At 59.0% G+C, this 24,342-nt stretch carries 20 protein-coding genes and 1 pseudogene; 13 read left to right on the forward strand and 8 right to left on the reverse strand.

Annotated features, from left to right (window positions below):
- The first annotated feature begins 63 nt into the window (after positions 1 to 63).
- The 3 genes from EIY72_RS08690 to EIY72_RS08700 all read left to right on the forward strand — a co-directional run bounded on the left by EIY72_RS08690 (position 64) and on the right by EIY72_RS08700 (position 4,019).
- Positions 64 to 2,967 carry a sensor domain-containing phosphodiesterase gene (locus tag EIY72_RS08690; RefSeq protein ID WP_093218852.1) on the forward strand — a complete coding sequence of 968 codons (2,904 nt, stop codon included), beginning with the start codon at positions 64 to 66 and terminating at the stop codon, positions 2,965 to 2,967.
- A 75-nt stretch (positions 2,968 to 3,042) separates the two neighbouring features.
- Positions 3,043 to 3,522, forward strand: coding sequence for a GNAT family N-acetyltransferase (locus EIY72_RS08695; RefSeq protein WP_093218854.1), 480 nt, complete (start codon positions 3,043 to 3,045; stop codon positions 3,520 to 3,522).
- A 59-nt stretch (positions 3,523 to 3,581) separates the two neighbouring features.
- Entirely contained in the window at positions 3,582 to 4,019 is a 438-nt protein-coding gene (locus tag EIY72_RS08700; RefSeq protein ID WP_093218857.1) for a GNAT family N-acetyltransferase, read from the forward strand.
- A 68-nt stretch (positions 4,020 to 4,087) separates the two neighbouring features.
- On the opposite strand, the gene EIY72_RS08705 is transcribed toward EIY72_RS08700, so the two are convergent.
- Positions 4,088 to 5,107, reverse strand: a complete 1,020-nt coding sequence (locus tag EIY72_RS08705; RefSeq protein ID WP_093218860.1) for an AraC family transcriptional regulator — start codon at positions 5,105 to 5,107, stop codon at positions 4,088 to 4,090.
- Between the two features lie 189 nt (positions 5,108 to 5,296).
- Here EIY72_RS08705 and EIY72_RS08710 point away from each other — a divergent pair, with 189 nt between their 5' ends.
- Positions 5,297 to 6,874, forward strand: a complete 1,578-nt coding sequence (locus EIY72_RS08710; RefSeq protein WP_093218863.1) for an arylsulfatase — start codon at positions 5,297 to 5,299, stop codon at positions 6,872 to 6,874.
- A gap of 96 nt (positions 6,875 to 6,970) precedes the next feature.
- Here EIY72_RS08710 and EIY72_RS08715 read toward each other — a convergent pair whose 3' ends face one another.
- Positions 6,971 to 7,864 carry a serine hydrolase domain-containing protein gene (locus EIY72_RS08715; RefSeq protein WP_093218866.1) on the reverse strand — a complete coding sequence of 298 codons (894 nt, stop codon included), beginning with the start codon at positions 7,862 to 7,864 and terminating at the stop codon, positions 6,971 to 6,973.
- Between the two features lie 187 nt (positions 7,865 to 8,051).
- Here EIY72_RS08715 and EIY72_RS08720 point away from each other — a divergent pair, with 187 nt between their 5' ends.
- Positions 8,052 to 9,053, forward strand: a complete 1,002-nt coding sequence (locus tag EIY72_RS08720; protein WP_093230440.1) for a tripartite tricarboxylate transporter substrate binding protein — start codon at positions 8,052 to 8,054, stop codon at positions 9,051 to 9,053.
- 139 nt (positions 9,054 to 9,192) lie between these two features.
- Here the strand turns inward: EIY72_RS08720 and EIY72_RS08725 are convergent, their stop codons facing one another.
- From EIY72_RS08725 to EIY72_RS08745, 5 genes and pseudogenes are all read right to left on the reverse strand, one after another.
- On the reverse strand, positions 9,193 to 9,384 hold the full coding sequence (locus EIY72_RS08725) for a hypothetical protein (RefSeq protein ID WP_093218869.1): 192 nt from the start codon (positions 9,382 to 9,384) through the stop codon (positions 9,193 to 9,195).
- Positions 9,385 to 9,470: 86 nt separating this feature from the next.
- The gene (locus tag EIY72_RS08730; protein ID WP_093218872.1) at positions 9,471 to 9,701 is read right to left on the reverse strand and encodes a hypothetical protein; all 231 of its coding nucleotides are present in this window, start codon (positions 9,699 to 9,701) and stop codon (positions 9,471 to 9,473) included.
- 58 nt (positions 9,702 to 9,759) lie between these two features.
- A pseudogene (locus tag EIY72_RS30205) lies at positions 9,760 to 9,942 on the reverse strand (transposase); the annotation flags it as partial.
- Positions 9,943 to 9,954: 12 nt separating this feature from the next.
- A complete protein-coding gene (locus EIY72_RS08740; protein WP_132680115.1) occupies positions 9,955 to 10,980 on the reverse strand; it encodes a fimbrial protein in 1,026 nt (341 codons plus the stop codon).
- Positions 10,981 to 11,033: 53 nt separating this feature from the next.
- Positions 11,034 to 11,822 (reverse strand): fimbrial biogenesis chaperone, encoded by a 789-nt coding sequence (locus EIY72_RS08745; RefSeq protein ID WP_170290044.1) that lies wholly within the window; start codon positions 11,820 to 11,822, stop codon positions 11,034 to 11,036.
- Positions 11,823 to 12,944: 1,122 nt separating this feature from the next.
- On the opposite strand from EIY72_RS08745, the gene EIY72_RS08750 reads away from it, so the two are divergent.
- The 6 genes from EIY72_RS08750 (at position 12,945) to EIY72_RS08775 (ending at position 19,729) form a co-directional block, all read left to right on the forward strand.
- Positions 12,945 to 15,236, forward strand: coding sequence for an autotransporter outer membrane beta-barrel domain-containing protein (locus EIY72_RS08750; RefSeq protein WP_165939590.1), 2,292 nt, complete (start codon positions 12,945 to 12,947; stop codon positions 15,234 to 15,236).
- 319 nt (positions 15,237 to 15,555) lie between these two features.
- Positions 15,556 to 15,750 carry a YqaE/Pmp3 family membrane protein gene (locus EIY72_RS08755; RefSeq protein WP_093218887.1) on the forward strand — a complete coding sequence of 65 codons (195 nt, stop codon included), beginning with the start codon at positions 15,556 to 15,558 and terminating at the stop codon, positions 15,748 to 15,750.
- Positions 15,751 to 15,927: 177 nt separating this feature from the next.
- Positions 15,928 to 16,782, forward strand: a complete 855-nt coding sequence (locus EIY72_RS08760) for an SPFH domain-containing protein (protein WP_093218890.1) — start codon at positions 15,928 to 15,930, stop codon at positions 16,780 to 16,782.
- 216 nt (positions 16,783 to 16,998) lie between these two features.
- Entirely contained in the window at positions 16,999 to 17,517 is a 519-nt protein-coding gene (locus EIY72_RS08765) for a 2,4'-dihydroxyacetophenone dioxygenase family protein (RefSeq protein WP_093218892.1), read from the forward strand.
- Between the two features lie 58 nt (positions 17,518 to 17,575).
- Positions 17,576 to 18,598, forward strand: a complete 1,023-nt coding sequence (locus EIY72_RS08770; protein WP_197678828.1) for an NAD-dependent epimerase/dehydratase family protein — start codon at positions 17,576 to 17,578, stop codon at positions 18,596 to 18,598.
- 51 nt (positions 18,599 to 18,649) lie between these two features.
- Entirely contained in the window at positions 18,650 to 19,729 is a 1,080-nt protein-coding gene (locus tag EIY72_RS08775; RefSeq protein WP_093218895.1) for a zinc-binding dehydrogenase, read from the forward strand.
- Positions 19,730 to 19,742: 13 nt separating this feature from the next.
- Here EIY72_RS08775 and EIY72_RS08780 read toward each other — a convergent pair whose 3' ends face one another.
- Positions 19,743 to 20,783: an AraC family transcriptional regulator gene (locus EIY72_RS08780; protein ID WP_093218898.1), complete on the reverse strand. Its 1,041-nt coding sequence runs from the start codon at positions 20,781 to 20,783 to the stop codon at positions 19,743 to 19,745.
- 237 nt (positions 20,784 to 21,020) lie between these two features.
- On the opposite strand from EIY72_RS08780, the gene EIY72_RS08785 reads away from it, so the two are divergent.
- Together EIY72_RS08785 and EIY72_RS08790 are read left to right on the forward strand one after the other, a co-directional pair.
- On the forward strand, positions 21,021 to 22,895 hold the full coding sequence (locus tag EIY72_RS08785; protein ID WP_093230446.1) for a DUF1302 domain-containing protein: 1,875 nt from the start codon (positions 21,021 to 21,023) through the stop codon (positions 22,893 to 22,895).
- Between the two features lie 23 nt (positions 22,896 to 22,918).
- Positions 22,919 to 24,274, forward strand: a complete 1,356-nt coding sequence (locus EIY72_RS08790; protein WP_093218903.1) for a DUF1329 domain-containing protein — start codon at positions 22,919 to 22,921, stop codon at positions 24,272 to 24,274.
- The last annotated feature ends 68 nt before the right edge of the window (positions 24,275 to 24,342 follow it).

Raw genomic sequence — 24,342 nt, forward strand, 5'->3', positions numbered from 1 at the left:
TATTGCTAGCAATCAAGGCAATCACAAAGTGACTATCGCCCGTATCTGGATCAGGGAGCGCTGATGAGTTTTCGTCCATTGACCGACTCCCCACGGCAATCGGAAGCCTGCGACATGGTCGTATCGCCACGCAAAGGGCCAGGGGCTCCTGTTAGCAAGGCACCCACGGTTAAGGAAGACGCCCTCGAGCATGTGCTGGACAGCGCGCGCCACTGGGCACATACCACCGCGTGGGTCGTCTACCGCGCCGGCGAACAGATGCACCTGATCGGCCAGGGCGACCCGCACATGCACTGGCCGGCCAGTGTCGCCAATGATGAGTTCGAAGCCTTTTGCACTAGCCGACACCTGCAGCGCTGGCCGACTGGTCGTGGGGAAAGCGAGCTGGGCTGGTTGCTCGCGCCGGCCAATGATCCGGCAGAACCTGCGCTCGCCGATTTGGCGCGGCGCCTGGGTGTCGAGTTGCAGACCAATACCCTGGCCCGTGCGCAGATCACCCAGCGCGTGTTGTATGAGATCACCTACCTGGCCAGTTCGACCCGCGACCGTTCGGTGTTCCTGGTCGGCGTCCATCGACTGCTCGCCAGCCTGATCGACGCGGAAAATTTCTATCTCGCGCTCTACGACCCGCACACGGGAAAAATCGATTACCCGTATTACGTCGACATCATCGACGTCGATGCACTGGAGTCGGAGAACTACGAATACCTCGACCCTGCGCGCCTGTCGCTGACCGGCCAGGTGCTGACCTCCGGCCAGCCGTTGCTGATCGACGCCGCCGGGATTCTCGCCGCCCAGGCGGAAAAGCGCTTTTACTGCGTGGGTGACCGCCCCGAGTTCTGGATGGGCGCCCCCTTGAAGAACGCCTCGGACGATGTGTTCGGCATGTTGGCGATGCAGGTCTACGACGTTTCACGCATCTACAGTGCTGAAGATCGCGCACTGTTTCTGGTGGTTGTCCGCCACGTGGCGATGGCCCTGGACCGCATCCTGCATCGTGAGGATCTGGAACAGACGGTCCTGCGGCGGACCCAGGAACTGTCAGCGCTCAATGATGCCTTGCGCCAGGAAGTGGCCGACCGCGAGCGCGCCGAACACCTGCAGAATGCGTTGTTCCAGATTGCCGAACTGTCGAGCCAGCCGGGGGACATGACCGAGTTTTTCCAGACCCTGCACGGCATCGTCGGCGACTTGCTGTTCGCGCAGAACTTCTACATCGCGCTGTTCGACGATGGGACTACTGAAGTGACCTTTCCCTATTACGTCGATGAACGACAAACCACCTGTCCGCCGGCGCGGCGTGGCCGACGCGGCTTGACCGAGTACGTGATTCGCCAGCGTCGGGCGTGTCTGATCGATGTCGCCGAGGCTGAGCGACTGGCTGTGGCCGGTGAAATCGAAAGGGCCCACGAGTCGGTGCGGTCCTACTCGTGGCTGGGTATTCCGCTGTTCGACGGCGACACCGTCCGGGGCATACTGGCGGTGCAAAGCTACACGTCCGAGGTGAGCTACAGCCAGCGCGACCAGGAACTGCTGACTTTCGTGTCGCGGCACATCGACACCGCGTTGTCGCGGCGTACCGCTGCCGAAGCCATCCATGCCGCCAACCTCAAGCTCGAAGCACGGGTGCAGAGCCGCACCCGCGAACTCGATCACGCCAACGCCAAGCTGCAACACGAAAACTCCCACGATGCGCTGACCGGGCTGCCGAACCGCACTTACCTGCAGCAGCGCCTCAATCAGGCCTGGGCGCGCTTTGGCAGCGAAGGCGGGCACCTGGCGGTGATGTTCATCGACCTTGACCGTTTCAAACTGGTCAACGATAGCCTCGGCCACCATTTCGGCGACCTGCTGCTGATGCAGGCTGCCCACCGTTTGCGCGGTTGCCTGCGCGACAGCGACATGCTCGCGCGGCTGGGCGGTGACGAGTTTTCCGTGCTGGCGCCCGAAGCACCGCTGGACGTGTTGATCGACATCGCCGAGCGCATCCTCGTGGCCTTCGACCTGCCGTTTTTCATCAACGGCCATGAAGTGTTTTCGTCGTGCAGTATCGGCATCGTCAGTGCTGACAGTCAGTTCCACCTCGAACCTGCCGACCTGCTGCGTGATGCCGATGCGGCGATGTACCGGGTCAAGAGTGCCGGGCGCGACAGCTACGCGGTGTTCAACCAGGAAGTGCGCCGGGAAGTCTCTGACCAGGTCGAGCGGGAAGGGGCCTTGCGCAACGCGCTCAAGCGCACCGACGAACTGCAGCCGTATTTTCAGCCGATCGTCAGCGTCGAGACCGGCGAGGTGCTGGCCCTTGAAGCGCTGGTGCGTTGGCACCAACCGGGCGGCCGCGTGATCGCACCGGGGGACTTCCTGCCGGATTTCGAAGGCCTGCGCCTGATCGGTCGACTGGACCTGTACATGCTCACCAGCGTCGCGGTGATCCTCGCGCAACCGCAACACGCCCACTGGCCGCCGGTGCACGTCAACTGCTCGAGCTACAGCATGACCCGCGCGGAATTCGCCGGTGAAGTACTCGCACTGCTGGCGCGCCACCGCGTCGCACCGTCGCGCATCTGCCTGGAACTGACCGAAGGCGCACTGGTGGCCGAACCGGCGATGGCGCGCCGGACCATGCAACAACTGGCCGATAACGGCATGTCGGTGGTTCTCGACGACTTCGGTGCCGGCTTCTCATCCCTGAGCTATGTGCATCAGTACCGCTTCAGCGGCCTGAAAATCGACAAATCGTTCATCCTCGAACTCACCACCAGCCCGCGCAGCCGCGCCATCGTCCGCGCCATCGTGCGTATGGCCGAATCCCTGGACCTGAGCGTGGTGGCCGAAGGCGTCGAAGATCAGGCGACCCTCGACCTGCTGCGCGAAATGGGCGCAAGCCAGGCCCAGGGCTACTACTTTGCCAGGCCGATGGGGCTGGAGGATCTGGCGGCGAGTGCGTTGATTCGTCGGGTGCAGTGATGGGTGTGACAGGGCGGGTTGCACCCTCTGCACCCCTGTGAGACGTTGGGGTGACACCAAACGCTCAGGAAGATCATGGACATTCGATCGACGCAAATAAAAGACTGGATGCTTTTAAAACTAATCCGACTCGCCGCACTCCTGGACGCGCCCACGGCCTTCGGCGTGACTTACCAAACCGCCGCTGACTACAGCGATGAACAGTGGCAAACAAGAGCCGCATCAACCGGCACGCAATTCTGGCTGGCCTTCGAGGGCGACAGAGCCGTTGGAATGATCGGCGCCGCAGTCAGCAACGCGAATCGCTACAACTTGATCGGGATGTGGGTAGAACCCGCAGCTCGGGGTTCAAGTGCGGCCACTCAACTTGTGGAGGCGGTGAAGGCTCGTGCGATGGAAAAAGGCTTTGATCGCGTTTTTCTTGATGTCTCTCCCGATAACGCAAGAGCGTCGAACTTCTATTTGAAGCAGGGATTTGTTTATCTGGAGGAGTGGGAGCCGTTGGAGAGTCATCCGCACATCAGGGTGCAGACGATGCTTTGGGTGGGGAACTGAAGTAATTGATATGCCGAAGTCCGTACGGCACCTCAAACTCGAATGATCGGAGAAATAGAATGGAAATCAAGATTGATATATTGGATTCTCCATCAGAGAAGGATCAGAAAGTACTGAATAATAGGTTTGCAGAATATCTTAAAATTCAGTATCCGGATCTGCCGCCAGAGTCGGAAGATAAGAATTTTATGGTAGTTGCGCATGATGAAGCAGGCGAATACATCGGTGCAATAAGCTGCAACTATTATTGGGATGGCCTTGAAATTAATACATTTTGGGTCAAGGCGTCTCATCGCGGCAGAAAAGTCGGTTCTATGCTATTGGAAAAAGCAGAAGCATTTGGCGCTGAGAATGGTGCAGGAGTTGCATTCCTAAAAACCGTTGATGCTAAACAATTCTATGAAAGGCATGGGTATGAGACCTATGGTGTTCTTGAGGATCGACCCGTCGGGACTAGCCTGTATCACTTAAAGAAACGGCTGGTAAAACATGCATAAAAACGGGTTCAATCCAATCAGCTTCGATAAAGGGGACAGATTTATTTCTGATTAATTAAATCTGTCCTCTATAGGCGTTCGGGTTCGCCAGCCTTGGCAAGTTGTCGCCATGTACGCGGCGACATCCCCGTCCATTGCTTGAATGCGCGACTGAACGCCGTCAGGTCGGCAAAGCCCAGGTTCAGTGCCAGGGTGGTCAGGTCGATGGGCGGGCTGGCGAGGTGGTGTTTTGCCAATCGCAGGCGTGCGGATTTGAGGGTCTGCGCGAAACTGCTGCCTTGTGCCTGCAGTCGTTGTTGCAGGCTGCGCGGATGCATTTCCACCAGTTTTGCAACCATCGCCAGGTTGCACTCGCCGGTGGGCAGCAAGGCATCGATTGCACTTTCCACCTGCTGCGCGAGGCTTATGGGAACCCTGCGTGACCAGGCGGTTCGCCATTGTAGTGTCAGGTGATTGCGCCAACGCTGTTCTACGGCGATGGGTTGCTCCAGTAGCGTGGCAGGATAACTCAGCAGATTCGCCGATTGGCCGTAGCGTACGGAGCAGAGCAAGGCCTGCTCATAGGCTTCAGTGTTGGCGGGCCTGGGCATTTGCAGAGCGGCATCGAGCGGTGGCTGCGTGGCGTTGTGCAACTGCGCGATACCCTGGGTAAAGACTGCCAGGGTCAATGCGCTGAGTTGCTCGCAATCCACTTCTGTCGCGAACGCGAAGTCCAGCTGGATAGCGAATCTCGACCCACGCCTGTCGATCTCCCAAAGCATCCCGCGGGCATGAAAATCCATGTTCTTTCGCAGCAACTGCATGGCATCGCCCACTGTGGCCTGTAGACAAAGGCAAGAGCCCAACGGACCGAGCACTTCCAGCCCCTGACGGTTGCCCAGGCGTACACCGAAGTCGGGCGCCTTGCAGCGCCAGGCGGCCAGCTGCAGAAGCTCGGCCATCGCCACGTAGGGGATGTAGAGGTCCGGTGAGTGAAGCACCGCTTGGCTCAGTCCCGCCTCGCGCATCAGTCGTTCCGGCTCCTGGCCCAGTTCGCGGACCAGACCGGCAAACCCCGACAACGAGCCACTTCGGACGAAATAGTTCATCAGTTCATCGCCTGCTGGCACTCCATAAATCAACTCGCAAATAGTCAAGTTCTCGTTCGTGAATGGTCAAGTTATTTCACGGCGTTTTGTTTACTTTCCCATGTCCCGAGCCTGCCTCTGGTGCACTCGATTTGCCTCTGTGGAGCGTACAACGATGACAATAAAACCCACCGACAAGGAGTCAGTCGAATGACTCGCAAACGCAAGTGGTTACCCAAGCTCGCCCTGGTGGCGGCCTCACTCATCACGTTATCAGGCGTCGCCACCGCGGCGGATAAACCCAACATTCTGGTGATCTTCGGCGACGACATCGGCCAGACCAACATCAGCGCCTATGGTGACGGCGTGGTCGGTTACCAGACGCCGAACATCGATCGAATCGCCCATGAGGGCATGAAGTTCACCGATTACTACGCGGAGAACAGTTGCACGGCCGGACGTTCAACCTTCATCACCGGGCAGTCGCCGCTGCGCACGGGGCTGTCCAAAGTGGGCATGCCCGGGGTGCCGGTCGGTTTGCAGGCCAGGGATGTGACGATCGCCCAGGCGCTCAAGACCCATGGCTATGCCACGGGGCAATTCGGCAAGAACCATCTGGGCGACAAGGATGAGTACCTGCCGACCAACCACGGCTTTGACGAGTTCTTCGGCAACCTCTACCACCTCAACGCCGAAGAGGAACCCGAGCGCCCTTACTGGCCGAAAGATAACCCGGCATTCGTCAAGGCCGCCTCGCCGCGCGGGGTCATCCACAGTTTCGCCGATGGCAAGATCGAAGACACCGGCGCGCTGACCCGCAAGCGCATGGAAACCATCGATGACGAAACCACCCAGGCCGCCATCGGTTTCATGGAAAAACAAGTCAAGGCGGATAAACCGTTCTTCGTGTGGATGAATACCACGCGCATGCACGCCTTCACCCATGTTCGCGACTCGATGAAGGGCCAAAGCGGCATGCCGGGCAACGACTATGCCGACGGCATGCTCGAACACGACGGTGACGTCGGTAAGCTGTTGAAAAGCGTCGATGACCTCAAGATCGCTGACAACACCATCGTGATCTACACCACCGACAACGGCCCGAACCAGTGGTCCTGGCCAGATGCGGCAACCACGCCGTTCCGCAACGAGAAAAACTCCAACTGGGAAGGCGCCTACCGTGTACCGGCGATGATCCGTTGGCCCGGCAAGGTCAAGCCAGGCAGCGTTTCCACGCAAATGTTCTCCGGGCTGGACTGGTTCCCGACCTTGCTGGCGGCAGTGGGGGACACCGATATCAAGGAACGCCTGTTGAAAGGCACGGACGTCGGCGGGAAGAACTTCAAGGTTCACCTGGATGGCTACAACCAGCTGGATTACCTGACCGGCAAGAGCGACAAGAGCGCGCGTAACGAGTTCTACTATTTCAGCGATGACGGCGATCTGGTCGGCATGCGTTACGACGACTGGAAGATTGTCTACTGTGAGCAGCGTGCCCCCGGTGGCTTCAAGGTCTGGAGCGAGCCCTTTACCTGCCTGCGCGTCCCCAAACTGTTCAACTTGCGCATGGACCCCTACGAGCGTGCCGATGTCGTGTCCGACCAGTACTACGACTGGCTGACCAAGAATAGCTACCTGATCATTGACGGTACGCGAAGAGCCGCCGCCTTCTTGAAGACGTTTGTCGAGTACCCGCCAAGCCAACGTCCGGCGAGCTTCAGCATCAATCAGGTTCGCGCCGATGTAGACAAACAAATTGAAGAGAAAATGAAGCAGCAAAAACAGTAAGGTTTTTCCAAGGCGCCCGCCGGCAAACGGGCGCCTTGTGATTATCGTCGCTGAGCGTTCCTGAAGGTCGTTGAGTCGCTTCGATGTGAGTGTCCGCTATTGGCCAACTACTCCCCCTGACGCACCTACCAACTTCCCCACGACCTCGCCTTCAACCACGCCCTCACCAACCCCCGCCTCAAAAACCGCACAACACGCCGATCTCTCCCCATCACACATCCGGTAAACCGCAATCACACTGCCAGGCCCGCAGCCTGTATGTCCGCAAACGGTAAAACCACCCTCAATCGCCCCTCGCATCACACCCAGCCCATACCCGGGTGCAATCCATGGGCGTCCGGGAATCGGGCCGCCGAGGGTGCGTGTGGTCTGCATGTCCTCGAGCAATTCCATTGGCAGAAAATCTGCGCAGAAGAGTCGGTCGAGCAACAGCGCTGCCTGCGAAACCGGGCCGATCAACAGGCCGTGATAGACCCAGGCGGGATCGTAATTTGACAGGCTTGCAAGGTGGGGCGCTTGCAAGTCTGCTCGCGTCTTGGCGAAGCGAATGTTCGACAGGTCCAGAGGCGTCAGTACGCGTTGCTTGACGGCATCATCAAGGGGCAGATCGGTCAGTCGTTCAATCAGCCTGCCAATGAACCAGTAGCCCACGTTCGAGTAGCGCCAGGCGGTTCCCGGGTGGTAGCGGAGTCGATCGCCGTCAAGACGCTGCATCATTTCACTGGCAGACCAGGCGGGCTCACCTTTGGCGACGGCGGCGTGATATTCGGCCAGTTCCGCGTAATCAGCCAGGCCTGCCTCATGCCGTAGTAGCTGGCGTAATGTGAATGGTTGATCGGGCAGTGGCTCGTCCAGTCCGATCAGCCCGTCGCGCACCAGCGATAACGCTGTCGCCGCCAATACCGTTTTGGTGAAACTCCACCAAGGGACCAGGGTGTCTGGCTCGTGAGGCGTCAGTAGCTGACCCTTTACTACCCGTGAACTGAACATTGGCTTCCTTGGCTGTCGAGAACGCTGCCTATTGTGACGACAACGACGTTGCACTGAAAGGTTATGGAAAGCTGCTGGCCTTAGCATCTCTGCCGGGACGCCGAGACAGGTCGCACCCGTGATAAACACCTCGATGTGTTTATCGGCACTTACAAGAACAATACTGGAGTCATCGAAGATGCTGTTCATGCAGCTTCAAAACACCGTGCCCACTCGGGCCTTGCAGCGTTTTGCCCTGGCGGCCCTGTGCATGCTGGTATCAACCCGTCTGCTGGCGATGGAGCCTCTGCATCCGGAATGCATTGTCCCCGGCGCTCCGGGTGGCGGCGGTGACCTGACTTGCCAACTGATCAAAACCGCGTTGACCGAGAGCAAGGTGTTCAACGAGCCGATGCAAGTGTCCTACCTGCCCGGTGGAGTGGGGGCGGTCACCTACAACACGGTCGCGGCACAACGCACTGCGGAGGATGGCACGCTGATCGCCTGGTCCAGTGGCTCATTGTTGAACCTTGCGCAGGGCAAGTTTGGGCGTTTCGATGAAAACGCGGTGCGTTGGGTGGCTGCGGTGGGCAAAAGCTACGGGGCGATTGCGGTCAAAAGCGATTCCCCCTACAGGAATCTCGATGACCTGGTCAAAGCGCTGAAGAAAAATCCCCGGCAAATCCTCTTTGGCACCAGTGGTACCGCAGGCAGCCACGATTGGTTGCAGGCCGCGCTGATTGCCAAGGCGGCGGATATCAACATCCAGGACTTGCGCAATATCGCCCTGGAGGGTGGTGGGGAAATCACCACGGCGTTGCTCGGCGATTACATCCAGGTCAGCAGCACCGACGTGTTCGAATCAATGCCTTATGTACGGCGCGGTGAGGTTCGTTTGCTCGCGGTGTTCTCGGAAAACCGCCTGGACATACCGGAATTGCAAGACATCCCGACGGCCAGGGAGCAGGGCTACGACATCGTCTGCCCGGTGGTTCGCGGTTTTTACTTGGGGCCAAAAGTCAGCGACGAAGCCTACGCCTGGTGGAAAGACATCTTCGATAAGCAACTGGCTTCGCCGGCTTTCGCCGAGCTGCGCAAAGAACGGCGATTACTGCCCTTTGCCTTGACCGGCGAGGCCTTGGACCAGTACGTCAAGCAACAGGTGGCGGAGTACAGGCAGGTGATTCAAGAGCTCGACCAGGCTCGGTAATCGATCACGGGATGACCGGGCTCTTGCCTTTGCATGCCTGTCTGCATTGCTACGCAGGTTTGTCGATGTGGCGGGACGTGGATAGCGAAGTCCAGGTGTTCGGCGAGCCTGGAAGCAGGCTCGCAGGGTCGAGTGACCATCATTGCTGCGGTTTGTTTTCTCCCTCCAGCTGAGCTATCTCTTTTTCGATTGGCCATTCGCTGAATGCAAATATCCAGTACACGAATATATTCAGGATAGGAATGTAGAAGAGGACTGTGGTTCCCAAACCATAACCAGCCTTCTTGGCAATTTTAAAGGGTGCTATCAACATGATAATCACCACGAACATGGCGAGTGATCCAGTGACTAATGAAAAAATTAAACTCGGCTCTGATTGCATCTCGATGTCCTGTTTATAAAGTGATCGCGACTCAGTTACTTCTTGTCTTTCAGGTTTGATAGTTTCTCTTCAATCGGCCATTTGATGAACGCAAACAGGCAATGTGTAAATACACTTATCAACGGAAAGGAAAACAGGAGCGCTGCAATCCCATCGTACCCTGCTTTTTTCGCAATCTTGTAGGAGGGTATGCACATGAGAACCAGAATAATAAAGCCCAGGGCTCCTGCCAGCGGTGAGTGTGCCGAGCCTGTTTGTGCGTACATGTCTGTTTCCTTTGTTTGAGTGTCTGAAGTAGCTGTGTATTTCATAGACATTAAGGGCTCACCCGGTCGAGTGATGTAGGAAACATCCCAAAAGCTGCTTGGCAGCCGGGTTTGGCATCATTGCCTGGTTGCTGTTTGCGTCGGAAATTCGCTCAGTACCCATTCGGCACAATCGCCGCTCGGAGCGAATGCCGTAGCAATAGCCCATGATCAGCATGCGAATCATCAGTTCAGGATCAAGCTAGTTGAACGGTCACTGATACGAAAAGGTAAAAGTGGCTGCACCAATAGCACTACCTGCCCCCACCGTACCGGTGGTGCGCACGTACTGAACGGTCAGCGGTACCGATAATAGACCCCCCGTCGATGTGCCGACTGACCAGCGATTGGGATTACTCGGCGAGGCCGAGTCAGGGCCATAGGCAATGGGTGTCGAACCGTTGAAGATTTGCATGCCCACCCCTTGGGCGGTCGAATCCGGCGTCAGGGTCAGGACGTTCGAACGATTGGCGGGATTGGTCACGTCGGTCAGGGTGACGCTGACTTTTGCGCCTGTCGCACAGTTGATATCCAGTGAAAAAGCGGCTGATTTGGTTGCTCCGGCGTTGAGTTCTTTCACTTGAACAGGGGCCAGATTCACATTGACGGCATTTTTGGTGACGACGCAGGTTTTGTTGTTCAGGGTGGCATTGACCTGAAGATTCGCCACTACCACCGGGCCATTGGCGTCTCGGACCTGAAACCATTGATCAGTGAAATAGCTCAATACATTGGTGCCACCCACCGAAATGGGGCCGGTCACTATCAGTTCTGCGCGAACCTGCGTCAGGCCGGTACCCAGCGATTCAGATGCGGTTGCCTGGTAGCCCCATTGCCAAGGAACGACCTGGGGAGAGGTGGGGTAGCCGTAATAGGAGCCGCTGGCCCAGATTGAAACACGGACACCGATACCCGGAATGTTGGTGGGGTAGATGCCTGAGTTGCCGGCGCCAGACATCAAAAATACAGCAGCTTTTGTACTTGAGTGGTCGCATTTGACGGCTGAGTGGGTGGCGATCGAGTCGTAACTCATGTTTTTTGTCGCGATCACATCACCGACTGTCGATTGGGTGACCGTGATCGCTCCGAAGTTGACGGTGGCTGTCGAGAAGGCACCATCGGTAAAAGAGCAAGTTGCATTCGCCAATGACGTCAAACCCAGGCAGAAAACAGCCACGATAAAAACGGCTAATCGACGAATTTTTACTGAAACAAAGTCCATTAATAGCAAAACGTGCATGCTTGTTTACCCACATTAAATGATGGTGCGGCAACAGAGTCGGTCAGTTACAACTAATGACTCAGCGGTGCTTCGCCCATGACAATGCCGCCGATATCGTTGATCGCCTGGTATTGGATCAATGCACTCGCAGTGACGGACTTGATGGCGTTGAAGTGCATTTGCAGGGTGCCCTTGGGCGGAACCATCGCGGCCAGTTCGTTTTTGAATGTTTGGCCTGCATCTTTGATGTCGACCTCACTCAACGAGACGAAATAGGGGCTTGGATTGCTGATGGTGAGCGTTGCGCCCGATTCCGCTCCAGCAGGGCTGAGCTGCCAGTGCAGCTTGGCCGCCGATTGATCCGCCATGCCGGGCAAGTGTGGAGGGCGGAGAAAAATTTTGACCCTGGTGCGAAATGCCAGCTTCAGTTCATCGCCGGGAGCAGCACCCGTTGCCTTTTGCGGAACTTCCAGAAGGTTCAGCCAATACACCGACTCACGGTCCTGTGCCAATGCCTTGCCGCTGTAAATAATCCGCAGTGACTTGGTACCGTTGGCTTCAAGTCGAAACAGGGGCGGCAGGATCAGAAACGCGACATCTTGAGCATTCGGTTGCGCATCCAGATCACCGTTATCAACCCAGCTCTGTACAAGGCTCGGCGTGTCGACGGCGTTCTCCACGTCCACTACGACATCCCGCTGGTTGGTCGGGTAAATGATGCGCGTGCTGGACAAGGCCAGCGCCGCCGGGGAGGCACAGCTCCACAGTGCTGCACAGACGCATAGGGCGGTACTTGCCCATTTTTTTAACTGCCAGTTGGCTCGATACATTGGCGATGGATTATCAGTACCCTTAAACACAATCTGTTCCTCACTTTGCTTTGTCCTTACCTGACAAAAACATCGGTCAACAGCCTTCATTAAAGGGGCTGGGCAGGTACAAGTCGGATGAAGCATCATCAAAAGGTTAACCATCAGGCCAGCGCAAAGCTGTAGGAAGCGTCCGAGTTACAAGGGATGAGTGGTTGACTCACGCGCCAAACGTGCTGAAAGAGGTTGCCTAAAGGCTCAAACAGAACACCCCAAAGTATTGCCATATCCAATGTCAGCTATTGGGTGATCACTGTCGTCTGCAGGCTGGCCAATAGGAAAACTCCTTCCCGTTGTAGGAAAAACTTTTCCGTTCAAATGAGTGGTCCCTACGGCTGATCTATGGCGGCGTTCTGCGTCGGCAGGCGCACTCCCACTCTTGCTGACCCCACGCATCGAGCGTCCGCTCCAAAGCTGTCGCCGGTATTGTTCTATTGATCCATGTCATTAATTCGACGTGTTTCTCCATTTTTGGCCAGCGCTCAGACGTTTCCTACGTCGCACTGCTCGGTGTCCTACAGGCTTTTACGCCTGAGGGGAGGAAGATTCATCCCAAGACAAGCTGACTTAAAAGTCAACTCATATGGATGAATCTACGCCGAGGTAAACATCATGCTGTCGCAACAATCGAAATCACGCACAGGCTCCCGCCGTCGTCATCAGGTCGCGGCGGCACAATTCCCCACCCAACTCAAAAAGCTCAGCGTCAGTGTGATGGTGGCATTGAGCGTTTTTACCAGCGCCGCCTTATTGAGCCCGACGGATGCGTTTGCCTTGAGCGTGTTGGATGGCAGTACTCAAGATCTCTCGGGGCAAACGCTTGGTGACGGAAGCATGTTTGGCTTGAGTGTGGGCTTCTCCAGCACGGTCACTGGTGATGACGTAACAGTTAGCGGCGGCATATCCGCCAGCGGCAGCTCCTCCGCCGACCTGACGAATAGCACCATCACGTCTGAAGACGGGAACGGTGCACAGGTGTCTGGCAGCAGTCAGATCACGCTGACCAACTCCCGGATTGACACAAGCGCTGATAGAGGATTCGGACTACTGGTTCAAACGAACAGCGTGGGAACGCTGAACAACAGCACCGTATCCACCACAGGTCAAGGCGCCATGGGCATTCAGTCAGCCTACGGCGGCATTAGCAATGTCAACGCAGGCAGCCTGGTCCATACCACCGGCTCCAATGCCGTGGGGATCTTCGGTAATCTCAATATGTCAGACTCGGCTGTACACACGGAAGGGGCCAGTGCGACTGGCCTGCAGGGCTCTGCCAGTTCCGGCGTCGATACGACAATGACCGTCCAGCGGTCATCCGTGGTCACCGATGGCCAAAGCGCTGTGGGCGCCGATTTCTATGGCATCAGTACTGCCAGGCAGGCACTCACGATGGACCAATCCTCGATCACCACGCATGGTTATTCAGCGCATGGATTGCAAGTCCAAGGGGGGGCGGCGTCGAGTGGGGACCCTATCGTGGCAGGGGTGCAGCTCAAGGACTCGTCCATCGAGGTGTTCGGTGATAATGCCAGCGGTGCCAGGGTCCTGGGCACAGGGGCTAGCGTGGCGCTGCAGGACAGTGATATCGCCGTGCACGGCACGGGGGCAGGCATTGCCCTGGAAACGGGTGGCACCGTTACCGTTGATGGCGGCTCTATCGTGGCCCAGAACAATGGCGTCACCTTTCGTGGCACAGCTGCCAGCCAGACCAACACACTTGCCGTGCAAAACAGCCGCCTCGCCAATACCGACGGCATCGCCCTGACGGTCACCGGAAAGGGCGCTGCCAACATGACCTTCACCAATAGCCGCATCGACAGCGGCGCCGGCGGTTTGCTCGATGCCTCTGGCGGTAGTCAGACCATGTTTGCGCTGAATGACCACTCGCAGGCCACTGGCGATGTCGCTGTCGCCGGCGACACGCAAGTCGACATGGCGCTCGACAACGGTAGCCAATGGCAAGGCGCGGGTAACGGCATCAACAACCTGAGCCTGACCCAGGGCAGCACCTGGCACATGACCGGCGACTCCTCGGTAAACAACCTGTCGCTGAGCGCCAGCACCGTGCAGTTCGAACATACCCCAGGCGGCGACTTCAAAACCCTGACCGTCGATGGCGACCTGACGGGCAACGGCAACTTCGCCATGAACACCGACCTGTCCACTCAGCAAGGCGACCTGCTGCGCGTCAATGGACAGACCAGCGGCAGCCACACCTTGCTGATCGCCGACTCCGGCGTCGAGCCCAGCGCTGGCGGGCAACAACTGATGGTGGTCAACGGCCATGGCGGTGACGGTGCCTTTGCCTTGCAAGGCGAGCATGTGGATGTCGGTGCCTTCCGCTACGACCTGAAGAAGAGTGCCGATAACTGGTACCTGGTGAACAGCGCGGTGGTTGATCCAACACTGCCGGTCGATCCAGGCACACCAACCGAGCCGGGTAATCCCGGCAGCCCTGGCAACCCACCGGTGATCGACCCGAATCCGGGCAACCTGTCCAACGGCGCCAACGCTGCCGTGGCCGCTCAGTCTGCCGCAGCGAGCCTGTGGAATGCGCAAATGAACGCCCTGGTCAAACGCCTCGGCGACCTGCGCATGGGCAAGGATGACGGTGGTGTCTGGGCCCGTGGCATCGGCAAGAGCTACAAGGTCGATGGCGGTTCCAGCCGTGGTTACGACCAGAACGTGACCGGTCTTGAGATCGGTGCGGACAAGGCCATCCCGGTACAGGGCGGCAAGGTCTACCTCGGTGCCATGGTCGGCAGCGCGCACTCGGACCTGGACTTCGGTGCCGGTTCTTCCGGTGACGTCGACAGCAAGATGGGCGGTGTCTATGCGACCTGGATCGACGACAGCGGCCTGTACCTGGACAGCGTGCTCAAGTACAGCCACTTCGATAACGACATCAAGAGCGTGACCAACGTCGGCGAAGCCGTGAAGGGCTCCGACAGCACCCACGGCCTGGGCATGGACGTGGAAGTGGGCAAGCGTTACAACCTGGAAAAAGGCTGGTTCGTCGAGCCGCAGCTGGAGCTGACCGCGATCAAATCCCAGGGCAGCAAGTACACCACCAGCAATGGCCTGAAAGTGAAATCGGACGACATCGACTCGCTGCAAAGCCGCGTCGGCGCGCTGTTCGGTCGCAACATCCACCTGGACAACGGCATGCAGGCCCAACCGTATCTGAAAGCCTCGTACGTGACTGAACATGCCGGCGCCAGTGATGTGAACGTCAACGGCTACAAGCTCAAGGCAGACTTGCCGGGCAATCGCGCCGAGGTGGGCTTCGGTACCATCCTGCAGGTGAGCGAACACAGCAAGATCTCCCTCGATGCCGAGTACTCGAAGGGGCATGACATCGAAGAGCCGTATGGCATCAACGTTGGCTACCGCTACCTCTGGTAGTTGCGGCGCAGCCGGTAGCGGCTGAGGTCAGCAGCAAAACAACGCCCCGTGAAACCGGTTTTCACGGGGCGTTTTTGTGTTGGGTGAACGCCAACTTGCCCGCGTTCGGCAGCCCCCCGTCAATCGTGAAATGTCGGACGATTCCTACATGCAACTGCTCAACGTCCTACAGGTTATTGAGCGTGAGGGTGCAAAGATCGTACGCCTTAGTGGAGCTTGAAAAAGCCTGATATCAGAGATGTCGAGCGGGGCGACGGACAGGCCAAATCCCGGTGGGATGACTCAATACCCACAAAAATAACTTTGGAGAGTTGTACCTATGCGTTTGTTGATTTCCCTGTTTCTGCCGTGGCTGACCTTCTTCACGATTGGACGACCGATTGCCGGTGCCATCTGTTTGCTCCTTCAAATAACGCTCATTGGCTGGATCCCTGCAACCATATGGTCTGTGTATGCCCTGAGCCAGTACAAAACCGATAAGAAGATCAAGAAAGCGCTCGAGCAGAGAGATTGAGGACGACGTTTTTTCTATAAGGAAAAAGCCTTCGTTCTCCAGGCGGACACTATTGGAACGTTTTACTGATCGTGAAAGAGGCATGTTGAATCGTGCTGTCTCGGGCGGGGGCTGAACTGCTTCTGGCTTGCACGAAAGTTATTCGCATCAAAGCTAAAACTCATTGGGGATATACATATGATCAAGCCAAATGCTTTCGCGATCATTGGCGGTGTTATCGGTATTGGCGTGCTTTTCGCCGCCGCCGGAAGTTGGTACACAGTCGACGAAACAGAGCGCGGCGTACTGTTACGTAATGGCGCGCTGGTTGGGGTGGTTGATCCAGGCTTGTCGTTCAAAATCCCCTTTGTCGAGTCAGTTCATCTGATCAGTACGCAGAGTCAGGTCACGGCCTACGAAGGGCTGCAGGCTTACAGTCAGGATCAGCAGTCCGCGCAGCTCAAGGTGTCTGTGTCCTGGCACATTGCGCCTGTTGATGTGGCCAAGGTCTATAGCCAGTTCAAGGACCTCAGTGGTGTCCGTGACCGAATGATCAGCCGACAGGTGCCGACGCAGGTTGAAAACGTCTTCGGGCGGTTCAACGCGGTAGCGGCTGTGCAAAATCGCGTTCAGTTGGTCAATGAAATCCAGGCCGCGGTCAAAGCAGCAATCAATGGCCCTGTTGTTATTGAGAGCGTGCAGGTCGAAAATATTGATTTCAACGATGCCTATGAACGGGCTATCGAGGCGCGGATGGCGGCGGAAGTGCAGGTCAAGACCCGCGAGCAGGAACTGGCGACCGAGCAGGTGCAAGCACAAATTCGCGTGACCCAGGCTCAGGCCGAGGCGGACTCCAAACTGGCCGAAGCCAGGGCCGATGCCATGGCAACCGAATTGCGCGGCAAGGCAGAAGCCGAAGCCATCAAGGCGCGGGCGCAGGCACTGGCCAGCAATCAGAATCTGGTGGAGTTGACCAAGGCTGAGCGTTGGAATGGCGTGCTGCCGACGACTGTTTTGCCCAACGGTGCACTGCCATTCATTGATGTCAAATAAGTCGGGTTTCAGGCCGTCGAGCAGCAGATTCAGGTTGTTGCAGACTGCCTGACTGTGCGTGGAGGTTTAGAGCAATTACCTCCAGCCCAACCTCTCGGCTGTCGTTAAATGCCAAATGCCTGACCGCAAATGACAATTCTTCAAGCGGGCGCAACCGCAATATGGTCACAGGACGCAGCACAGGTCCAGACCATAGCCCGCATGAGGATAATAACAATGCCGATGCCTACGCCGATCTTCGATCACAAAGAACTGCTGACGATCAACACCAATGAACTGCCGATCTATGAGGACGCGCTGGCGCCTTATTTTCCTGGCGTTGACGTACAGCCTTTGTACCTTGACCCGAACCTGGGCATCTGGACATTGCGGGTGATTTTCCAGCCGGGCGTGCGCCTGCCTTGCCACTACCACACCGGCCCCGTGCACCTGTTCACCATGTCGGGCCGCTGGCACTACGTCGAATACCCGGACCAGCCGCAGACCGCAGGCAGCTACCTCTACGAGCCGGGTGGCTCGATCCACACCTTCATGGTGCCGGAAGACAACACCGGGCCGACCGACACCTTCATGGTGGTCTACGGTGCGAACATCAACTTTGACCAGGACGGCAATTTCGTCAACGTCATGGACGCCACCGACATCATGCAAATCATCGAGCGCCTGGTGAAGGAGCGCGGCCTGGAGCCGGCGCGTTACATCCGCCCGGGCCAAGCCGGTTACACCGTCGGCTGAGCATGAATGACGGGCACGTTGCTGCCCGTCACATCCTTCCTTTTCCGGAGAGTGCTCGATGAGCCATTCCCTCATGCCGGTCGGCGCCCAGGGCCAGACGCCCGACGTGCCCCGTTCGGTATTCATCACCGGTGCCAGCGGTTTTATCGGCCAGGCCCTGGCGCGGCGTTATTGCGCGCTGGGTGCCGAGGTGCGCGGCATGGACCTGCGTGCCGACCCGGCCAATAACGTCGTTGCCGGTGACCTGACCCGCCCGCAGCAGTGGGCACAGCACGCCCAGGGTTGCGAGCTGTTCATCAACACCGCGGCCGTGGTGTCGCTGGCGGCACCCTGGAAGCAGTACCGCGAAGTGTCGGTGCGTGGTGTGCGGCATTGCCTGGACGTGGCCATCGCCAGTGGCGCCCGGCGCTTCGTGCAGTTTTCCTCGATTGCCGCACTGGGCTGGGAGTACGCCGAACAGGCCGACGAGCGCAGCGACGTGGTGATCGGCGATCACTACCGTTATGGCGTGGCCAAGGGTGCGAGTGAGCACGTGGTGCTGGCGGCCCACGCCGCTGGCGAGATCGACTGCACCATCGTTCGCCCGGGCGACGTTTATGGCCCCGGCTCGCGGGCCTGGCTCAGCGAACCGCTGAAGATGGCCAAGGCCGGTGCGCTGATCCTGCCCAATGCCGGCAAGGGCCGCTGGACGCCGGTGTACATCGAAGACTTGCTCGACGGCGTGATGCTGGCGGCCGGCTTGCCCCAGGCGAGCGGGCAGATCTTCCACATCAGTGCCAGCGAGTCGGTCAGTTGCCGCGAGTTCTTCAGCAACCACTGGCGCTGGGCTGGGCGCAGCGGTGCGCCGCGCAGCCTGCCGCTGGGGTTGGCGGTGCTGCTGACGCGGTGGATCTGGAACATCAATCGCCTGCTGAAACGCTCTGACGAAGTGACGCCGGACACCATGTACATGTTCTCGCGTACTGGGGGCATTTCCATCGACAAGGCGCGACGCCTGCTGGGTTACGCGCCCAAGGTCAGCCTGGAAGAGGGCCTGCGCCATTCCGAAACCTGGCTTCGCGAAGTAGGCCAGTTGAGCTGATGCCTGCCCGCCGCCGGTTGCCGGCGGCGCCATCTGATACGGAGAAATGCCATGAAAGCCGTTGTCATGCGCGACAAGCAATTGTTGGTCGATTCGATCACTGCGCCAGAGCCGGGGCAGGGCGAGGTGCTGGTCAAGACCCTGGCCTGCGGGATCTGTGGTTCGGACCTGCACATGTTCCATCACTGCGAGCATGTGCTGGCCAACTTCAAGCGTGGGCACATTCCGATTGCCTTCGATGACCAGCAGGACGTGGTGTTCGGCCACGAATACTGCGCGGAAATCCTCGACCATGGGCCGGGCAGCGATAAAAAGCTCAAGGTCGGCACACGGGTGTGCTCGCTGCCGTTCGTGATCACCCCGCAGCACTTCCATCACATCGGTTTTTCCAACCGCTATCCCGGTGGTTACGGTGAGCAGATGGTTCTGGCCGAGCAGATGTTGATGCCGGTGCCGGGCGATCTGCCGGCAGACATCGCCGCCCTGACCGAGCCGCTGACCGTGGCGGCACACGCGGTCAACCGTGCGCGATTGGACGGCAGCGAAGTGCCGGTGGTGATCGGTTGCGGCCCGATCGGCCTGGCGGTGATTGCGATCCTCAAGTCCCGCGGCATCGGCCCGATAGTGGCTTCGGACTTTTCCGCCGGGCGCCGTGCACTGGCGGAGAAAATGGGTGCCGACGTGGTGGTCAATCCCGCCGAACAGTCGCCGTACCAGTCCTGGTTGCAGGTGGCGGCTCCCGAAGGTTACGACATCAACGGTCCGATGGCGCTGCTCGGCCTGGGCCCGCAACCCAAGCCCTGCGTGGTGTTCGAATGCGTGGGCGTTCCGGGGTTGATCCAGCAGGTGATCCAGCATGCCGCGCCACGCTCACGGCTGATCGTGGTCGGGGTGTGCATGGAGAGTGATCGCATCGAGCCGCTGATCGGTATCGGCAAGGAGATGAACGTGCATTTCTCCTTCGGTTATACCGGCGAAGAGTTTGCCCACACGCTACATGCCCTGGCCGATGGCAAGCTTGAAGGCGCACCGATGATTACCGGCAAGGTCTCGCTGGATGAGGTGGCCGGTGCGTTCGACAGTCTGGCCCAGCCGGATGAGCACGCGAAAATCATCATCACCTACCCGTGATGCAGCACCAGGGTTAACCGCTTGCGCGCCGGCCAGCCGTTTGTGGCTCGGCGCGCAGTTGCAGGCGTCGGGCACGCGGGGTCACCCCGTACCAACGCTTGCAGGCGCGGTTGAACGAGCTCTGTTCGGCATAGCCGAGCAGGCCAGCGATCTGTGCCATGGGCATGGTCGCTTCGCTCAAATACAGCTCGGCCAACTCCCGGCGCGCTTCTTCGACCATGTCCTCGAATACCCGATCGTTCTCCGCCAGGCGACGTTGCAACGAGCGCTCACGCATGCCCAGGCGTTCGGCAATCAGCGGCAGGGCGCAGCGTTGCGTCGGTAGCAATCGGCGGATCGAGTCTTCGACCTGGCTGCCGATGTCCAGCGGGTTGGCCGCACCGATGCTGCTGATGTAATCCATCATGGTTTCGTGCAACTGGTGGTTGTGCTGGTCGATGGGCTTGCTCAGGCAATCAGGCAGCAACACCAGCGCCGTGTGGGCCTGGCCGAAATAGGTTCGGGCACCGAAAAAACGCTGGTAGCGACTTTGCGGCAGGCTGGACTCGGTACGCGACAGCACCGAGTGCGGGCGGAATCCCGGGCCGTAAAGCATCTGCAGGGTCTTGAACATCACCCCCAGGGACAGCTCGATGATCTGTCGTTGGCGCGGCGCCGGGCGCAGGCGGCATTCATAGACCAGATACGGATGCAGCGGATCGATCTCGGTGTCCAGGTGCACCAGCACGCCGGGGCTGTAGATGTGCAGGAAGCGAATGATCTCGGTCAGCGCCTCGCCGAGACTGCGGGCATTCTGCGCCACCACCGCCAGCGGGCCGAGGATGGTGATGCTTTGCCGTTCGGCCAGGCGCAGGCCGAAGTCGATGCATTGCAACTGTTCGGCGCTCAGTTCCAGCAGGTTGATCAGCGCACGGTAAGGCAAGACCGCCGAACCGTTGTCGAGCAGTTTCGGGTCGATGTTCATCTGCCCCAACAAGTCGTCCGGGTCACCCCCCAGATCCCTCACCAGTTGCGGGTAGCCGGTCAGCGATGTGGTTTTTATCAGCTCAGTCACGGTGCATGGCTTCCGTTTTACGCGCTTCGAATGTCAGTTTTCGCGGCAATGCCATCCTCGGCGTTTTTGCCTGTTTGTAACAGCCTTTGACTAACGAATGTCAGCAAATGACAAATATCTGACGTGATCGGACAAATGAATCCGGGTGGCCGCTAGGCATGCTTGTTCAAACAAACAAGAACGCTCACCCAAGGGCCGAATCCGGCTCCGCAGGTAAGGGCGATGGCGGAGATCTGCATGCACTATAAAAACAAGAGTGTCCGTATTTTCCTGAAACCGCTCGCCGCGGCCATTGCCTGCATCAGCGCAGGTGCGGTCCAGGCCATGCCATTCCAGCTGGAAAACGGCTGGGAAGGGGAGTGGAACACCACCCTGTCCGTGGGTTCGCAATGGCGTGCCGAGGGGCAGGACAAGGCGCTGTACAGCGGTGCCAACGGCGCGTTATTGGGCAAGTCCGGTGGTACCGGCGGCTCGGTAGACGCCGGCAACCTCAACTACGACAAGGGTGACCGCGTCTCGACCATCGCCAAGTTCGTCACCGACCTGTCGCTGCGCAATGGCGACATGGGTGGGCTGGTGCGGGTCAAGGGCTGGTATGACGAAGCGCTGAAGGACGAAGACGTCAATTTCGGCAGCGCCTCGAACGGCTATCAGAAGAAGCCGCTCAACGACGACGGTTATGCCGATCTACAGAAATTCAGTGGCGTCTACCTGCTCGATGCCTACGCCTACAACACCTGGTACCTCGATGATACGCCGGTGCAAGTGCGCCTCGGCCGTCAGGTGATCAACTGGGGCGAGAGCGCCTACATCCAGGGCATCAACCAGATCAACCCGCTGGACGTGCCGGCCCTGCGCCGCCCAGGCACCGAGTTGAAGGAAGCCTTGATCCCGGTGTGGATGGGCTACGTCAACATTGGCCTGCCGGCCGGGATTTCCATGGAGGCGTTCTACCAGCTCAAGTATGAAGCCACCGCCATCGAAGGCTGCGGCCACTATTGGTCGGTGACCGAAAGTGCGGTCGGCCAGGACTTCGGTGATTGCCAGTTGGGCACCTTCCTCGGCGGCACCAGTCCGTCGTCGCCGACCAAGATTGCCGCCGGCGCCTACCTGCCCGAGGTCAAGGGCCAGGACCCGCATGACAGTGGTCAGTGGGGTGTGGCGTTCCGCTTCCCGGTCGAAGCCCTCGATGGCGAGCTGGGCCTGTACTACCTCAACTATCACTCGCGCACCCCTTACCTGGGCATGCGCAGCACCGATTCGGCGGCGCTGTCGGAGTTTCCCAACGCCGGTACGCCGGGGGTGGTGGCACGCAACGCCCAGGGCCAGTTCGTCGGGCCGAGCTGGGAATACCCGGAAAATATCCGCCTGTACGGCCTGAGCTTCAGTACCACCCTGGCTGGCTGGTCGATCGGTTCGGAACTGAGCTACTCGCCTAACCAGCCGGCACAGATCAACGGCGCCGATTTGCTCAACGGTGCACTGGCGGGCATCGGCCCGGCGGCCGATTTGTTGCAGTCAGTGAAAGTGCAGAGTTCGGCCTTCACCGCGGGCTGGGATCGCTATGAGAAAACCCAGTTCCAGATCAACGGCGTCAACGTCTTCCCCAACGTGCTCAAGGCGGAAAACCTGACGGTAGTGGCCGAGGTCGGCTTCCAGTGGAACAACATCGGCCAGGGCGACGACGACCGTCGTTACGGTCGCGGCTTCATCTACGGTCTGGGCTCGTCGCCGACGATTCCGGCGGGTGGCGACACCTGTACCAGTCCGGTGGCCAGCCTGCGCAACAGCAGCCCGGCCGGCTGCAAGAACGACGGATATGTCACCGATTTCGCCTGGGGTTATCGCCTGCGCGGGCAGCTCGACTACAACAACTTCCTCGGCTCCAGCGTCACTGCCTCGCCCTATGCCTTCGTTGGCCAGGACGTGGATGGCGTGTCGATGGACGGCCAGTTCAACGAGGGTCGTGTGACCTCCGCCGTGGGCATCACCTTTGACTACAACAAGCAGCACAAACTCGATTTCAGCTACGTGAGCTTCACCAACAGCGCCGAATACGACCCGCTGCATGACCGCGACTTCTACTCCGCCAATTACAGCTACAGCTTCTGACATAACAATAAGAGGTAAGACCGATGAACACGATTCTTCGTGCCGCGCGCCTGAGCGGCATGGCGTCTGCCTTGCTGCTCGCGCTGAGCAGCCAGGCCCACGCCCAGATCAGCGCCGACCAGGCCGCGCGCCTGGGCAAGGACCTGACGCCGCTGGGTGGCGAAATGGCCGGCAACGCCGACGGTTCGATTCCGGCGTACACCGGAGGCCTGGCGCAACCGCCGGCCGGCTGGACCCCGGAACAGGGTTATATCGATCCGTACGCGAATGAGAAACCACTGTTCACCATCACTGCGGCGAACATGGCGCAGTACAAGGACAAGATCACCCCGGGCATGCAGGCGTTGCTGGCCAAGTACCCGAGCTACTCGATGCCGGTCTATCCAACCCACCGCACCGCCATGGTGCCGGCGGCGATTGCCGACAAGGTCAAGCAGGAAGCGGTGCATGCCGAACTCAATGGCTTCGGGATAAACAACCTGAACGGCTCGACCACGCCTTTCCCGATTCCGAAGAACGGCCTGGAAGCGATCTGGAACCACAACGTGCGTTACCTCGGCGGTGGCTTGCAGCGTACCTACGCCTCGTTCCCGGTGCGCAGCGGCGGTGACTACTACGCCTTGCGCATCGAAGAAAACCGCGTGTTCGATTCGAACATGGACAAGCAATCGGACAACCGCCTGCTCAACTACTCGGCGCGCTTCATTTCCCCGGCCACCCTGGCCGGTACCGTGCAACTGGTGCAGGAGCCGATCGACCAGGTCAAGGAAGTGCGCTCGGCGTGGATCTACAACGTCGGCCAGCGCCGCGTGCGCCGCGCCCCGGACCTGGCCTACGACAACGTCAACGACGGCACCGAGGGACTGCGGGTAACCGACGACTTCGACGGCTACAACGGTGCACCGGATCGCTTCGACTGGAAGCTGGTCGGCAAGCGCGAAATGTACGTGCCGTACAACGACTACAAGCTCGGTTCGAAGCAGGCCAAGTACAAGGACATCCTCACCGCCAATACGCCGAACCCGGATTTCATGCGCTATGAGCTGCACCGCGTCTGGGTGGTGGAAGGGACCTTGCGTCCGGACGCCAAGCACGTTTACGGCAAGCGCGTGATGTACCTCGACGAGGATTCCTGGACCGTACTGGCCAGCGATGCCTACGACACCCGCGGCACCCTGTGGCGTATCGGCGTGCACCCGTTGGTGCAGTTCTACGACGCCCAAGTGCCGTGGTACCGCGCCAACATCTGGCATGACCTGAGCAACGGCGGTTACTACCTGGCCGGTCTGGCCAACGAAGAAGCGCAGCCGTGGAAGTTCGGGATCAAGGGGCGTTTTGTCGACTTCCAGCCGGACGCACTGCGACGCATGGGCAAGTGATCAACTGACCTGTTCGTTCAACCCGCGACGAACTGCCAGCCGGCAGTTCGTCCGCACAGCGGAATCCT

The organism is Pseudomonas vancouverensis (assembly GCF_004348895.1).
Taxonomy (GTDB): domain Bacteria; phylum Pseudomonadota; class Gammaproteobacteria; order Pseudomonadales; family Pseudomonadaceae; genus Aquipseudomonas; species Aquipseudomonas vancouverensis.